General features: G+C 71.3%; 12 protein-coding genes. 7 read left to right on the top strand and 5 right to left on the bottom strand.

The features are described from left to right. Window positions 1–68: 68 nt before the first annotated feature. Complete coding sequence (locus ACFCV8_RS22645; protein ID WP_376687220.1) at window positions 69–1,532, top strand: arabinose isomerase; 1,464 nt, start codon at window positions 69–71, stop codon at window positions 1,530–1,532. 37 nt (window positions 1,533–1,569) lie between these two features. Here the strand turns inward: ACFCV8_RS22645 and ACFCV8_RS22640 are convergent, their stop codons facing one another. Further along, a complete protein-coding gene (locus ACFCV8_RS22640; RefSeq protein ID WP_376687219.1) occupies window positions 1,570–2,640 on the bottom strand; it encodes an enoyl-CoA hydratase/isomerase family protein in 1,071 nt (356 codons plus the stop codon). 257 nt (window positions 2,641–2,897) lie between these two features. Between ACFCV8_RS22640 and ACFCV8_RS22635 the strand changes: the two genes are divergently transcribed. Continuing rightward, window positions 2,898–5,039, top strand: a complete 2,142-nt coding sequence (locus ACFCV8_RS22635) for a SpoIIE family protein phosphatase (RefSeq protein ID WP_376687218.1) — start codon at window positions 2,898–2,900, stop codon at window positions 5,037–5,039. Between the two features lie 47 nt (window positions 5,040–5,086). Here ACFCV8_RS22635 and ACFCV8_RS22630 read toward each other — a convergent pair whose 3' ends face one another. From ACFCV8_RS22630 to ACFCV8_RS22620, 3 genes are all read right to left on the bottom strand, one after another. After that, complete coding sequence (locus ACFCV8_RS22630) at window positions 5,087–5,575, bottom strand: GNAT family N-acetyltransferase (protein WP_376687217.1); 489 nt, start codon at window positions 5,573–5,575, stop codon at window positions 5,087–5,089. Window positions 5,576–5,652: 77 nt separating this feature from the next. Beyond that, on the bottom strand, window positions 5,653–6,780 hold the full coding sequence (locus tag ACFCV8_RS22625) for a DUF6397 family protein (protein ID WP_376687216.1): 1,128 nt from the start codon (window positions 6,778–6,780) through the stop codon (window positions 5,653–5,655). 114 nt (window positions 6,781–6,894) lie between these two features. Continuing rightward, window positions 6,895–7,308: a roadblock/LC7 domain-containing protein gene (locus tag ACFCV8_RS22620; protein WP_376687215.1), complete on the bottom strand. Its 414-nt coding sequence runs from the start codon at window positions 7,306–7,308 to the stop codon at window positions 6,895–6,897. Window positions 7,309–7,494: 186 nt separating this feature from the next. Between ACFCV8_RS22620 and ACFCV8_RS22615 the strand changes: the two genes are divergently transcribed. From ACFCV8_RS22615 to ACFCV8_RS22605, 3 genes are read left to right on the top strand one after another with little or no spacing between them, the layout of a single operon-like run. Next, window positions 7,495–7,860: an ArsR/SmtB family transcription factor gene (locus ACFCV8_RS22615; protein WP_376687214.1), complete on the top strand. Its 366-nt coding sequence runs from the start codon at window positions 7,495–7,497 to the stop codon at window positions 7,858–7,860. Continuing rightward, complete coding sequence (gene mgtA, locus ACFCV8_RS22610) at window positions 7,844–10,558, top strand: magnesium-translocating P-type ATPase (RefSeq protein WP_376687213.1); 2,715 nt, start codon at window positions 7,844–7,846, stop codon at window positions 10,556–10,558. The genes ACFCV8_RS22615 and mgtA overlap by 17 nt, the downstream gene beginning before the upstream one ends. Then, window positions 10,555–11,103 (top strand): GNAT family N-acetyltransferase, encoded by a 549-nt coding sequence (locus ACFCV8_RS22605; RefSeq protein ID WP_376687212.1) that lies wholly within the window; start codon window positions 10,555–10,557, stop codon window positions 11,101–11,103. The genes mgtA and ACFCV8_RS22605 overlap by 4 nt, the downstream gene beginning before the upstream one ends. Window positions 11,104–11,125: 22 nt before the next feature. On the opposite strand, the gene ACFCV8_RS22600 is transcribed toward ACFCV8_RS22605, so the two are convergent. Continuing rightward, complete coding sequence (locus ACFCV8_RS22600; RefSeq protein WP_376687211.1) at window positions 11,126–12,550, bottom strand: LCP family protein; 1,425 nt, start codon at window positions 12,548–12,550, stop codon at window positions 11,126–11,128. Window positions 12,551–12,803: 253 nt separating this feature from the next. Here ACFCV8_RS22600 and tatA point away from each other — a divergent pair, with 253 nt between their 5' ends. Next, window positions 12,804–13,052 (top strand): Sec-independent protein translocase subunit TatA, encoded by a 249-nt coding sequence (gene tatA / locus ACFCV8_RS22595; protein WP_376687210.1) that lies wholly within the window; start codon window positions 12,804–12,806, stop codon window positions 13,050–13,052. Between the two features lie 156 nt (window positions 13,053–13,208). Then, window positions 13,209–13,784: a TerD family protein gene (locus tag ACFCV8_RS22590; protein WP_376687209.1), complete on the top strand. Its 576-nt coding sequence runs from the start codon at window positions 13,209–13,211 to the stop codon at window positions 13,782–13,784. Window positions 13,785–13,880: the final 96 nt, after the last annotated feature.

The following is a 13,880-nucleotide window of genomic DNA, read 5'->3' as shown; positions in this document are numbered from 1 at the left end:
CCGTTCGGCCCGGGCCGGGGTGCGCTCCGGTGGCTCGTCCCGTCGACGGAACCGAAGGAAGGAACGTCATGACCGATGGATCGCCCGCCGCGCCCGGCGCCTTGCTCGCCCGCACCACACGCCGTCGTACCCGTATCGGTCTGGTGTCCGGCGGACTCGGAGCGTACTGGCCGCAGTTTCCCGGTCTGCTCGACCGGCTGCGGCAGTCGGCCGCCTTCGTCACCGGACAGTTCGAGGCGATGGGCTGCGAGGTCGTCGACGCCGGGTTCGTCTCCGACCCTCCGGAGGCCCAGAAGTCCGCGGAACGGCTGCGGGCAGCGGACTGCGACATCGTCGTGACGTTTCTGACGACGTATCTGACCGCCTCGATGGTGCTGCCGATCGCCCAGCGCGCGCATGCCCCGGTGCTGGTCATCGACCTGCAGCCGACCGAGGCCATGAACCACCCGGACACCGACACGGGCACCTGGCTGGCGTACTGCGGGCAGTGCCCGCTGCCGGAGGTCGCCAATGTGTTCCGGCGCGGCCGGATTCCCTTCCGTTCCGTCTCGGGTCATCTGCGCGACGCGAACGCCTGGAGCCGGATCCGCCGCTGGATCCGCGCCGCCCGGGTGCGGGGCGTACTGCGCTACGGCCGGCACGGGCTGATGGGCCATCTGTACCCCGGCATGCTCGATGTCTCCACCGACATGACGCTGGTCTCCACGCAGTTCGGCGGGCATGTCGAGGTTCTCGAGTTCGACGATCTGCGGGTCCGGGTCGCCGCCGTGACGGACCGGGAGGCCACGGAGCGCACCGAACTCGCCCGTACGGTCTTCACGCTCGACGACTCCGTCGACGAGAACGACCTCGCCTGGGCGGCGCGGGTCTCGGTCGGGCTGGACCGGCTCGTCGCGGACTTCGCCCTCGACAGCCTCGCCTACTACCACCGGGGGCTCGACGGCGAGATCCATGAGCGGCTCGGCGCTGGCATGATCCTCGGCGCGTCGCTGCTGACCGCGCGCGGCATCGCCATGGCCGGTGAGTACGAGCTGCGCACGAGCCTGGCCATGCTGATCGCCGACACCCTGGGCGCCGGTGGGTCCTTCACCGAGCTCCAGGCCCTCGACTTCCACGACCGTGTGGTCGAGATGGGACACGACGGCCCCGCCCACCTGGCCATCAGTGCCAAGGATCCGCTGTTGCGGGGCCTCGGCGTGTACCACGGGAAGCGGGGCTGGGGCGTGAGCGTGGAGTTCGACGTCAGGCACGGGCCGGTGACCACGTTCGGTATCGGACAGGAGGCGGACGGCACATTCACCTTCATCGCCTCGCAGGGCGAGGTCGTGCCGGGGCCACTGCTGGAGATCGGCAACACCACCTCCCGGGTCGACTTCGGTTTCGACCCCGGCGAGTGGACCGACGCCTGGGCGGCGAGCGGTGTCGGTCACCACTGGACGCTGTGCACCGGTCATCGCGCCAAGGACCTCAAGGCCACGGCGGACCTGCTCGGAGTTCCGTTCCGCATGGTCGACGGACCGAACGAGCTCTGAGCCCGTGCGCGGGACGCGGACGGGGCCGTGCCCAAGCTCAGCCGGTCACGGGAACGGCGGCGAGGCCGAGCTCGCGGTCGCCCAGCGGAGCGAAGAAGGAGGCCACGTCCGCCTCGGTGACCTCTGCGAGGGTCGCCGGGTTCCAGTGCGGTGTGCGGTCCTTGTCGATGATCTGGGCCCGTACACCCTCCACCAGGTCGGGCCGGGTGAAGGCCGCGCACGACGTCCGGTACTCCTGGTCCAGCACCGCTTCCAGGCTGCCCAGGCCTCGTGCCCTGCGCACCGCGGAGAGGGTCGCCTTGAGCGCGGTCGGCGATTTGCCGAGGATCGTCGCGGCGGCCTGCTTCGCGGCGGGGACGCCGCTGCCGTCGAGCCGGTCGATGATCTCCTCCACGGTGTCGGCCCCGTAGCAGGTGTCGATCCACTCGCGGTGTGCGGCCAGCTCGCCGTCCGGCGCGGGTGCGCCGTGGCGTCGCACCGCCTCCTCGATACCGGCTGCCGTGTCGCATCCGGCGAGGTCCGCGGTCAACGCGGCAAGGCGCCCGGACGGGACGAAGTGGTCGGCGAGCCCGCACAGCAGCGCGTCGGCCGCGCCGACGGCGTCCGCGGTGAGCGCGAGATGGATGCCGAGTTCGCCGGGCGCCGCGCCGAGCAGGTGCGTGCCGCCTACATCGGGGACGAAGCCGATGCCGGTCTCGGGCATCGCGATGCGCGAGCGTTCCGTGACGATCCGGATGTCGCCGTGGGCCGAGACTCCGACGCCGCCGCCCATCACGATGCCGTCCATGACCGCGACGTAGGGCTTGGGGAAGCGGGCGATCCGGGCGTTGAGCCGGTACTCGTCACGCCAGAAGTCCGGCGACGCGCTGCCCCCTGCCCTGGCGTCCTCGTAGATCGACCGGATGTCGCCACCGGCGCAGAGTCCGCGACCGCCCGCGCCGGTGATCAGGACCGCGGTGACGGTGTCGTCCGCCTCTGCACCGGCGAGCGCCGCGTCGAGACGCGCCACCATGTCGTGGTTCAGCGCGTTCAGGGCCCGTGGGCGGTTGAGGGTGATGTGCCGGACACGCCCTTCGGTATGCAGCAGAACGGGTTCTTCGTGGTTCATGATTGCGCTCCCATCAGCCCCTGTGCCGTATCGACCGCGGGTCGCGGGCGATCTCCCGCCGCCATTCTCCGGGGCCGGGCACGGGCCGGGGCGGCAGGGGTCGAGCGGGCCCGGTACGCGGGCCCGGTCCGGTCCTCCGGCCGGAGGCATCCGCTCGGTGTCCGCTGTGGCAACCTGTCGCGACCGGTTCGACAATTGAGTGACCCGGTTCGGGCCGCGCCGTCCGGCAGCCCCGTCCTGCGACTTCCGGAGCAGGTATGACCGATCACGACCAGCAACCGAGCGCGTCCGTTCCGTCGCATCTGCTCTTCGAGAGGGGGCACGGTGGTGAGATCGGGACGGTGCAACGTCTTGCCATGAACCGGACGGGCAGCTTCGAGTGGGACCTGGAAGCCGGGACGCTCGACATGGACGACGCAGGGCTGCTCGTCTTCGGGCTGGACCCGAAGACCTTCGATTCGCTGCCCGAGACCGTGTTGAATCTGCTGGAACAGTCGGAGCGGACCCGCCTCAGCAAGGCGATCGATGATGCGATCCGGAGCGGGCGCAGTTCGTACAGTGTGCATTTCCTGGTGCCGATGGAGCACGAGCGGGACCAGTGGACCCATATCCAGGCCCGCATCCTGCGCCATGAGGACGGCCGGGCACACCGGGTCGTCGGAGTGGTGCAGGATGCCACCGCGGAGGTCACCCATTCGGCCTTCATGCTCGATCTCGAGAAGCGCCGCCAGTGGCAGACCAGCATCGTTGAACGCACAACGAGCGCGTTGTCGCGGGCGGTGACCGTCGATGACGTGACCGCCGCGCTCACCGGCCCGGATGCGCTGACCCGGCTCGGGGCGGACGGTCTCTCGCTCGCCCTGGTCGAGAACACCTCGCTGAGCGTCCTCGCGCTGAGCGGTGATTCGGTGGAGGCGATCGACGGCATCGGGGACGCCGGGCTGGACCGTCGGTTCCCGCTGGCGGACACCGTGCTCGACGGCCGGCCGCGGTTCCTGACCTCCGTCGCGGCGCTCACGGAGCGCTACCCCGTGCTGGCACCGCACGCCGACCGGCTGGAATTCCGGGCCGCCGCCTATCTGCCGCTCGTCGCCCAGGCTCGCCCCCTGGGCACCCTGGCCCTCTTCTACCGGGACGACACCTCGTTCAACGCCGACGAGCGCAACCTCTGCCTGGGGCTGGCCGCCATCGTGGCCCAGTCCCTGCAGCGCGCGAAGCTCTTCGACGAGGAGCGCGAGTTCGCCACCGGTCTTCAGTCGGCGATGCTGCCGCGGCGGATCCAGGAGATCGAGGGCGGCGAGATCGCGGTGCGCTACCACGCCGCCTGGAGCGGGCGCCAGGTCGGCGGCGACTGGTACGACGTGATCGCCCTGCCCAACAAACGGTTCGGGATCGTGGTCGGTGACGTGCAGGGCCATGACACGCACGCGGCGGCCATCATGGGCCAGTTGCGCATCGCGCTGCGGGCGTACGCGGGCGAGGGGCACCCTCCGTCGACGGTGCTGGCCCGCGCCTCGCGCTTCCTGGCGGAACTGGACACGGAACGCTTCGCGACCTGCACGTACGCCCAGGTCGATCTCGCCTCGGGGACCGTGCGCGTGGTGCGGGCGGGGCACTTCGGCCCGCTGATCCGGCACATGGACGGCAGGGTCGGCAGCCCGCAGGTGCGCGGCGGTCTGCCGCTGGGCATCTCGACGGACTTCGGGGACGAGGAGTATCCGGAGACCCGGCTGGACCTGGTACCGGGCGAGACGCTCGTGCTGTACACCGATGGGCTGGTCGAGGAGCCGGGGGCGGACATCGACGTGGGGATGCGGGCGCTGGTCCATGAGGTGAGCACGGGACCGGCGGGAGCCGAGGAGCTGGCCGACCACCTCTCGGACCAGCTCTGGGAACGCTGGGGCTCGGGGGACGATGTGGCGCTTCTGGTTCTCCGCCGCAGCCCGGATCCCGGATCGCCCAGGGCGCCCCGCCTGCACCAGTACATCCACCAGGCGGACCCGGAAGGACTGTCCGACGCCCGGAACATCGTGCGTCAGGCGCTGACCGACTGGGACATGGCGGAACTCGCGGACGACGCCGAGCTGGTGACCGGCGAGCTCTTGGTGAACGTGCTGCTGCACACCGAGGGCGGCGCGGTCCTGACCCTGGAGGTGCTGCCGGAGCCCGTACGCAGGGTCCGGCTGTCGGTGCAGGACCGCTCCAGTGCCTGGCCACGACGGCGCAGCCCGGGTGAGACCGCGACGTCGGGCCGGGGCCTGCTCCTGCTGGACGCCGTAGCCGCCCGTTGGGGCATCGAGCCTCGCGGGGAGGGCAAGGCGGTGTGGTGCGAGATCGGCCCCATGGTGCAGCCCGTCGGCACTCCCCCGGCTCCCCCGTCGCCGGTCGAGCGGCCCTGAGACGCGCGGGGCACAAAGCGCTCCGGGCCGCGGTCGGTGGAGTCGGATCACAAGCGGCAGTGCATGATGTGCATCCCGACGAGCCCGTGCTTCGGGTGGTTGAACCCTTCCGGAAGCGTCCCCAGGACCTCGAAGCCGAGCGAGCGGTACAGCGCGACCGCGTGCACATTCGTCTCGACGACCGCGTTGAACTGCATCGCCCCGAACCCCGCCGCACGCGCCCAGTCCAGCGTGTACTCGCACAGAGCGCGCCCGACGCCCTGCCCCGCGTGCGCGGGGTCCACCATGTAGCTGGCGCTGGCGATGTGAGCACCATTGCCCATGTGGTTGTTGTTCATTTTGGCGGTGCCGAGAACGGTGCCCTCGTCGTCGACCGCGACTACCGTGCGATTGGGGGCCTGGAGGAGCCACCAGGAGCGGGCCTCCTCCCGCTCGAGGTCCAGTGGGTAAGTGAAGGTCTCGCCCGCGGCGACGATTTCGTGGAAGAACGGCCAGATGGCGGACCAGTCCTCGGTGGTGGCTTCCCTGATCATCATGCGCGCCAGGATGCCTCGACGGTACTCCGCACGCGAATCCTTTGACCGCCCAGCGGCCGAGGACGGCGGCCACCGCGTCACCCACGAGTCGACGCACGTCGTGACCTCGCGCTGCAGCGGGCGCCCGCCCCGTACGGACGCCTGCGCAGACCGATCCGGGCGAGCAGCCCGGCTGGTGGCTCCACCGCGTCCGCCGCGCTCCGCCCCGCTTCCTGACGCGAGGTGGCTCCGGAACCGACAGCGGCGTCGACAGCAGGGGGTGCATCGGCATCGGCATCGGCATCGGCATCGGCATCGGCATCGGCATCGGCATCGGCATCGGCATCGGCCCGAGTGTCCTGCTCGCAGGCGCTGCCGGCTTCCGGGTCCCCGCGCGTGAGGTCGCGCCAGGCGCCGTCCGGGCGTGGGGCCGGTCGGGCGTCCCGCGCGTCGTCCAGTTCCATGAGCAGGGTCACTCGCCGCCACAGCATCTCGTCCGGCTCGTCGGCCCGCATGAGGTGCGCCATGGTTTCGCGCGCCCACGGCGGCCCGGACGGTCCGAAGGCCGGCTCGGGCTTGAGCCCGGCAAGGTGGGCCCGCTCGTACGGATCGTCGACCACCTCCGCCAGTTGCACCGGGTCCAGCGTCTCCGCCAGCACGGCCGCGCGGGCCCACGGGTCCTCCGTCAGGCTGTACAGACGCTCGACCCGACGCGAACGCCAGTTGCGCGCCCGGCAGTCGGCGCCGTTCGCGAGTCGCTCGATCAGCCAGGCCGGGCTCCTGCCCGTCAGCAGCCGTGGCTCCCGGACAGCGAAGTCCGCGATCTCATCGGCGAGATAGAGCCAGACGACCGCCCGGTACCGGTTGAGGTAGAACGCGATCGGTGTGAAGCACCCCGCGCGGGCGAGCCGGGTGAACCGGTCCGGGCTGATCCCGAGCTGCCTGGCCCCCTGCGCCGTGCCCACCGTACGCACCCTGGCCCGCAGCGTGTCCGGGAAGCCTTCCTGCATCCGGAGCCGCTCGACCTCGCCGCAGCCGACCCTGGGCCTCCCGCCGTCCTGCGGCCTCGTCAGAACGATCAGGCCCAGATGCACGGCGATCACGAACTCGCCTCGCTTCAGCTGGAGTTCCCGGGCCGCCGTACCCAAGGCCATCGAGCCCGTCGTGACCGCGCCGCCCGCCCTCGAGCCGACGGTCTCCGTGCGCGCGTCCTCGGTAACAGTCATGACGTTCTCCCCCTGAGAATCGGTTACTCTCTGTGAGCACCGTAACCCGCAAGGGAATCCGCCCGTCTGCCCTGTGGATAACTCCCGCGACCGGTCGGAATCAGCCGCGTCCGGTCAGCCCTGGCCGGCTTCCTCGTCCGTCGACTGCCGTGCGGCAACGCCCAGATGCTCACCGACCCGGTTGACGAGCAGCGTCATCTCGTACGCGACCTGGCCGACATCGGCCTCGGCGTCGCTCAGCACGCACAGACAGCTGCCGTCCCCGGCCGCCGTCACGAAGAGCATCGCCTCGTCGAACTCCACCATCGTCTGGCGGGGCTTCCCGGCCCGGAAGTGGCGCCCCGACCCCCGAGCCAGGCTGTACAGACCGGAGGAGACGGCGGCGAGATGCTCGGCGTCCTCGCGGGCCAGGCCCGCGCTCGCCCCCGTGACGAGTCCGTCGTTCGACAGCACCAGCGCGTGCCGTATGTACTCGACCCTGCTCGTGAGATCGTCGAGGAGCCAGTCGAGTCCCCTGTCCAGCGCCATTTCCCCGCTCCTCCCCGCTCATACGTTCCCCTTGCCCCGTTGGTACAAGCCTTGCGCACCGGTCACGTCGGGGCAAGCACTCCTCTCTCATGTGGCTTGGTCCGACGCCTACACTGGACGCTTCGGGCGTGGATGGCGCGATCGACCGGGCCACGCGGACGCAGAGCGGACAGGGAGAGCGGAAGAGTGTCGACAGCTGCCGACGGCGGTTTCCAGGATCCGCCCGCGGAGGTGCTGGCGGAGGCCGCCGCGGCCTTCGGCCTGCTGGCGACGCCCGCGCGACTGCACATCGTGTGGGCCCTGGCCCAGGGCGAGAGCGATGTGACCGGCCTCGCGGACCGGGTGGGCGGCACGCTCCCTTCGGTGAGCCAGCACTTGACCAAACTCAAACTCGCGGGTCTCGTCCGGTCCCGGCGCGAGGGCCGCCGCCAGGTGTATCTGGTCGATGATCCCGATGTGGTGACCGTCGTCCGGCTGATGGTCGGCCAGCTCGCCGAGCGCGCCGGGCACACCGCCGCACCGCCCTCACGCCTCCGTGGGCTCGGTGCCTGAGGGCAGTGCCGCCGCAGGTCCCGGCAGCACCGATCCCGACGAGCTGTCCGCCGTCGTCCTTCCCCTGGCAGGCGCGCGGGCGGGCACCCGTGCCACAGCTGCCCGGCCGTCGGCCGCGGCCCGAACCGCGCCCACCGCGCTCCAGGTCCTCCGCTCGCTGGACAGCGGGCCGCGCGGACTGCTGGACGAGGAGGCCGGTGACCGGCTCGCACGCTGCGGCGAGAACGTCCTGCCCGCCTGGCGCCCGGTCTCCTGGCCCCGGCGTTTTCTGCGGAGCCTTCGTGACCCCTTCACCTCGGTGCTGCTGTGCCTGGGCCTGGTCTCGGCCGCCGTGGCCTCGTGGGGGACGGCGTGCGTGACGCTGGTGCTCGTGGTCGTCAGCTGCCTGCTGCGCTCGGCGGAGGAGCATCGGGCCGACCGGTCGACGGCGGCGCTGCGGGCACTGGTCGCGACCACCGCGACCGTGCTGCGCCGGACCGGCCCGGACGCGGCGTCGCAGGCCCGTGAGCTACCGGTCGCGGAGCTGGTCCCGGGCGATGTGATCCGGCTCGCCGCGGGGGATCTCGTACCCGCCGATGTGCGGCTGCTGCGGGCGAGCGGGCTGACGGTCCACCAGGCGGCGCTCACCGGAGAGTCGGTGCCGGTTGCCAAGCATCCCGTCGACGCACCGTCGCGGCCACGTGCCGCCGATGCCGCGCACGGGAGCCGGGAGGGACTCTTCGCCCGGCCGGAGCTGTGCTTCCAGGGCAGCAGCGTGGCCTCCGGCAGCGCCACGGCGGTCGTGACGGCGACGGGTGCGGACACCCGGTTCGCCGCCGCGTACGACGGTTCGGCCCGCCGCGGGGACAGCGCCTTCGACCGGTCGGTGCACGGGATCTCGTGGACACTGATCCGCTTCATGCTGCTCACCCCGCCCCTGGTCCTCATGGCCAATGCGGCGCTGCGCGGCCGGGGCCTGGAGACATTGCCGTTCGCCGTCGCGGTGGCCGTGGGACTGACGCCGGAGATGCTTCCGGTCATCGTCACGACGGCGCTGGCCAGGGGTGCTTCGCTGCTCGCCAGGGATCACCGGGTCATCGTCAAGCGGCTGCCCGCGCTGCACGATCTCGGTGCCGTCGATGTGCTGTGCGTGGACAAGACCGGAACGCTGACCCAGGACCGCCCGGTCGTCGAGCACGCGCTGGACGCGGCGGGCCGGGAGGCTCCCGAGGTGCTGCACTGGGCTGCGGTCAACGCTCTGTGGACGTTGGAGCTCGCCGACCTCCCCGCTCCCGACGCGCTCGACGAAGCGGTGCTGGACGCGGCCGAGGAGCAGGACGACCACTGGTCCGCGTACGAGGGCGTCGCCGCGCTGCCGTTCGATCCGGTACGCCGCCTCGCCACGGCGGTGGTCCGCCGTCCCGGCCGGCTCGGCGTGCACACGCTGGTGACCAAGGGGTCGGTCGAGGCGGTGCTCGAACGGTGCGCGCTGGAGGAGACCGAGCGGAGCCGACTGCGCGCGCTCGCCGCCCGGGACGCCGCGGGCGGGCTGCGGTTGCTCGCCGTGGCGCGGGCCGACCGGCCCGCCCGGCCGCACGCATACGCCGCGTCCGACGAACGGGGGCTGACGTTCCTCGGGTTCGTCGCGTTTCGGGACGCGCTCACGCCGAGTGCGTCCGACGCGCTGGACGCGCTGCGGGGCCGGGGCGTCGCCGTCAAGGTGCTGACCGGCGACGATCCGGGCACCGTGGCCCGCGCCTGCCGGGACCTGGGGCTCGATCCGGGCGAGGTCGTCACCGCGGAGCGGCTCGACGTGCTGTCGGACCGGGAGGTCGCCGAGACCGCCGACCGGGCGACGGTCTTCGCCCGGTGCACCCCGGAGCACAAGGCGCGTGTCGTCTCCGCGCTGCGCAGCGCCGGGCGGACCACGGGTTTCCTCGGCGACGGCGTCAACGATCTGCCCGCGATGCATGCCGCGGACGTCGCGATCTGCCCGCGTGACGCGGTCGACGTGGCACGGGAGACCGCGGACGTGGTGCTGGCCGCCAAGGACCTCGCGGCGATCGACGACGCGATCACCGCGGGGCGGCACTCCAGCGGGAACATCGCGACGTATCTGCGCATCACGCTCTCGTCGAACCTGGGAAATGTCATCGCGATGCTGGCGGCGGGGCTGATGCTGCCGTTCCTGCCGATGCTTCCGGCGCAGGTGCTGGTCCAGAACCTGTGCTTCGACGTGGCGCAGCTCGCCTTCGCCTTCGACCGTCCGGCGTCCGAGGTGCTGCGTCGCCCCACGGTGCTCCGGCCCCGCGACTTCCTCCGTTTCATCACGGGTTTCGGGCTGATCAACGCCACCGCCGACCTGGCGACCTTCGCGGTGCTGGCCGTCGCCCTGCACGGCTCCGCGACGTCCGGTGGGCAGGAGGCCTTCCACTCGGGGTGGTTCACCGAGAATCTGCTCACCCAGGCCCTGGTGATGCTGCTGCTCCGTACGGGCGGGCGGGCGGCCGGGGGCCGGGGCGGCGGTCCGCTGCGGATGGCGGCCTGTGCTCTCTCGGTGGTCGGCCTGCTCCTGCCGCTCACCGGGCTCGGCGCATTGCTGGGCATGAGTGCGCTGCCGCCGCTGTACTACGTGTTGCTGGCTTCGGTGCTGACCCTGTACGCGGCCGCCCTGCGGGCGGCCCGCACCCGCTACGAACGGAAGTGGAACCGGTCGTGATCCCCTCGCACATCGATTCTCCCGGGCCCGGCGGCCACGCGGAGCCCGGTGTTCCGCGCACGGTGCGCGCCCGCCGTGCCACGCTCGACGACGTACCCGCGCTGGTGCGGCTGCGGGGGCTGATGCTGGACGGCATGGGGGTGGAGACCGGCGGACCCGATGCCCCCTGGCGGGTGGCCTCGGCCGACTGGTTCGCCGACCGGCTGGGGCAGCCGGCCCTGTTCGCGGCGTTCCTGGTCGACGATCCCGAGCTCGGTGTGGTCTCCGCCGCGGCGGGGGTGTGCGACGCGCACGCCCCCGGGCCGGCGAACCTCGGCGGCCTTCAGGGGCACATCTTCAACGTCAGCACCGACCCCCGACGCCGCCGTCTGGGCCATGCCCGCGTCTGCCTCAACGCCCTGCTCGACTGGTTCCGCACGGAGACCGGTGCCGGCGCGGTGAGCCTGAACGCCACCGGGGACGGGGCCGCGCTGTACGAGTCGTACGGCTTCGCGCCGCCCCGGCACCCGGTTCTGCGGCTCCGGGTGGCCGGGACACCGCACTGAAGACCCGGCCCCCGGTGGATGCTCAGCCGTACGAGAGGTCGGCGCACGGGTCGTCGTCGGCGGACCGGGCCTCGTCGGCGACGGTGGGGGGCACGGTGGAGGGGGCCGAGGGGCCGGGCGTGGCGGAGGGATTCTGCGCGTAGGAGGTGCCCAGGATCACCTGGATGCCCGGTGCGGTGGTCTCGGTCGTCCGGGCTCCGGCGAAGAGCCGCGCGGTGGTCTCGGCCTGCTCCCGCAGGCCCGGCCCGTACTCGACGACCGTCGTGGTGTGGTCCTGACTGCTCGCCGTGGCCATGGTGGTGACGGTGAAGTCCCGGGACCGCAGGAGCTCGCCCGCGCGGGCGGCGAGGCCGGGGACCGTGGTGCCGTTGTAGACGGCGACGCCGATGCCCTTGCCGGAGACCGGGGCCTTGTCGGCGGACTCCCCGCCGCCGCTCTTTCCGTCGTCCCCGCCGGACTTCTTTCCGCTGGCGTCCTTGCCGTCGACCGTGCGGTCCGCCTTCAGCGCCGCCCAGAGCGCGTCGGCGTCCGGCTCGACGATGGCGACGCGCGCCCCCTCGTAGCGCCAGGGGACGGTGACGAACTTGGTGTTGTGCAGGTCGACGTTCTTCATCGACATGGCGAACGACAGCAGCTTGTCCGCCGATCCGAGCCCGGGGTCCACGGTCATCGCGTCGGTGGCGGCGTTGGCGAGCGGCAGCAGCGTGGTCGGGTTCAGCCCGTCGGACTTGACCTTCTTCATGAGGGCGGCGACGAATGCCTGCTGCCGTTTGATACGCCCTATGTCCGAGCCGTCACCGATGCCGTGCCGCAGCCGGACGTAGTCGAGGGCGCGTTGGCCGGAGACGGTCTGCGGCCCCTTGGAGAAGATCTTGGAACCCCGGGTGGTCCGCTTCGGGCTGAGGTCGCGCTGGTAGATGTCCTGGGGCAGGCAGACCGGCACGCCTCCGACGGCCGAGGTCAGTTCGGAGAAGCCGGCGAAGTCGACGACGACCGTGTGGTCCACCCGCAGGCCGGTGAGCTGCTCCACCGTGTTCTGGGTGCAGGCGGGGTTTCCCTCGGCGGTCTCCCCCACCGAGAACGCCGCGTTGAACATCGCGTTGCGCTGCGGCGCGGTCCACCGGCCGTCGGCCCCCTTGCAGGACGGTATGTCGACCAGTGCGTCACGGGGGATGGAGACGGCCACCGCGTGCTTGTGGTCGCCGTACACATGCAGGAGGAACGCGGTGTCGGAGCGCCCCACCTCGCCCGTGCCGCCGCCCAGTTCGCTGTTGCTGCCCGAGCGCGAGTCCGAGCCGATGACCAGGACGTTCTGCCCCTGCTCCGAACCGGGCGGCCGGTCGCCCGAGATCCCGTCCGCGCTGAAGGTGTCGATACTGCCGCCGAGCTTGAGGTAGGCCCACCCGACACCGGCGACCAGCAGCACGAGGAACGACAGCCCGAACATGGCCGCGCGCCGCAGGCGTACACCTCCCCTGCCCCGTCCCGCTTTCCGACTACCCGTCATCGGCCCCACCCCGTCCGTCCGTTTCCATGAGGCAAGACGTGCTTCACCGCCTCATGGTTGTACAGTTGCGCAATGTAGCAAGTATTGACGTCCGAGTGGATCATCGGACCTGCCCATAGTCAGCCTGAAGCACTGTCCGTCGATACGGAGCATGAACTCCGGCCAATGCACCGAAAGGAAGGCGAGACGCCTTATGTTGCGCAACGGCCTCGAACCCTGGCACCTGTTGATCGTGGCGATCGTCGTGATCGTGCTGTTCGGCTCGAAGAAGCTGCCGGACACTGCCCGGGCCCTGGGCAAATCCATGCGGATCCTGAAGAGTGAGGCGAAGGCCATGAAGGAGACCGACGCCCAGGCGCCGCACACCGACCCGCAGATGGCTCACGGGGCACCGGCACCGCACACCGATGCGCAGGTCGCCCGCACCGAGCCGCACGCGTAACGCACCGACCCGTGGAGGGAACGCGCCTCGCGAACGATCACTTCACGGTTTGCGCAAGCATGGGAACCATGGTCACGACGCCGTCGTTGACCTGGCGACGGCGGCAACGGCGCCGTCACCGATTCACTGGACCACTGGATCAATGGAGGATGTTTCATGGGTGTGACCCTGGCCAAGGGCGGCAACGTCTCCTTGTCGAAGGAGGCACCCGGCCTGACCGCAGTGACGGTCGGCCTGGGCTGGGACGTACGGACGACGACGGGCGCCGACCACGACCTCGACGCGAGCGCGCTGCTCTGCTCGGAGTCCGGCAAGGTCCTGTCCGACCTGCACTTCGTCTTCTACAACAACCTCACGAGCCCGGACGGATCGGTCCAGCACACCGGCGACAACCTCACCGGCGAGGGCGAGGGCGACGACGAGTCCATCAATGTGGACCTGTCGGCGGTCCCGTTCGACGTCGCCAAGATCGTCTTCCCGGTCTCGATCCACGACGCGCAGAGCCGTGGGCAGAGTTTCGGCCAGGTCCGCAACGCGTTCATCCGTGTCGTGAACCGGGCGAACGGCGTGGAGCTGGCCCGCTACGACCTCAGCGAGGACGCCTCGACGGAGACCGCCATGGTCTTCGGCGAGCTCTACCGGCACGGCAGCGAGTGGAAGTTCCGTGCGGTCGGCCAGGGTTACGCCTCCGGCCTGGCAGGGATCGCGTCCGACTACGGCGTCAACGTCTGAGCGGACACGACCGGCACGTCTCGCGGGCCCGGGCCGGCTCCCTTTCCGGGCCCGCCCGGGCCCGCGGCGGCCGCCCCACGGGGTCCCGTCCGGATA

Origin of the sequence: Streptomyces sp. NPDC056347, from assembly GCF_042262625.1 — a bacterium.
Classification (GTDB): Bacteria; Actinomycetota; Actinomycetes; order Streptomycetales; family Streptomycetaceae; genus Streptomyces.
The sequence above is the reverse complement of the archived record's forward strand: the minus strand, read 5'-3'. Positions and strand labels throughout refer to the sequence as shown.

What these genes read in the sequence shown, in the direction of transcription:
- ACFCV8_RS22645 (WP_376687220.1), top strand. Translation starts at nt 69, where the DNA reads ATGACCGATGGATCGCCCGCCGCGCCCGGCGCCTTGCTCGCCCGCACC.
- ACFCV8_RS22640 (WP_376687219.1), bottom strand. Translation starts at nt 2,640, where the DNA reads ATGAACCACGAAGAACCCGTTCTGCTGCATACCGAAGGGCGTGTCCGG.
- ACFCV8_RS22635 (WP_376687218.1), top strand. Translation starts at nt 2,898, where the DNA reads ATGACCGATCACGACCAGCAACCGAGCGCGTCCGTTCCGTCGCATCTG.
- ACFCV8_RS22630 (WP_376687217.1), bottom strand. Translation starts at nt 5,575, where the DNA reads ATGATGATCAGGGAAGCCACCACCGAGGACTGGTCCGCCATCTGGCCG.
- ACFCV8_RS22625 (WP_376687216.1), bottom strand. Translation starts at nt 6,780, where the DNA reads ATGACTGTTACCGAGGACGCGCGCACGGAGACCGTCGGCTCGAGGGCG.
- ACFCV8_RS22620 (WP_376687215.1), bottom strand. Translation starts at nt 7,308, where the DNA reads ATGGCGCTGGACAGGGGACTCGACTGGCTCCTCGACGATCTCACGAGC.
- ACFCV8_RS22600 (WP_376687211.1), bottom strand. Translation starts at nt 12,550, where the DNA reads ATGTTCGGGCTGTCGTTCCTCGTGCTGCTGGTCGCCGGTGTCGGGTGG.
- tatA (WP_376687210.1), top strand. Translation starts at nt 12,804, where the DNA reads ATGTTGCGCAACGGCCTCGAACCCTGGCACCTGTTGATCGTGGCGATC.
- ACFCV8_RS22590 (WP_376687209.1), top strand. Translation starts at nt 13,209, where the DNA reads ATGGGTGTGACCCTGGCCAAGGGCGGCAACGTCTCCTTGTCGAAGGAG.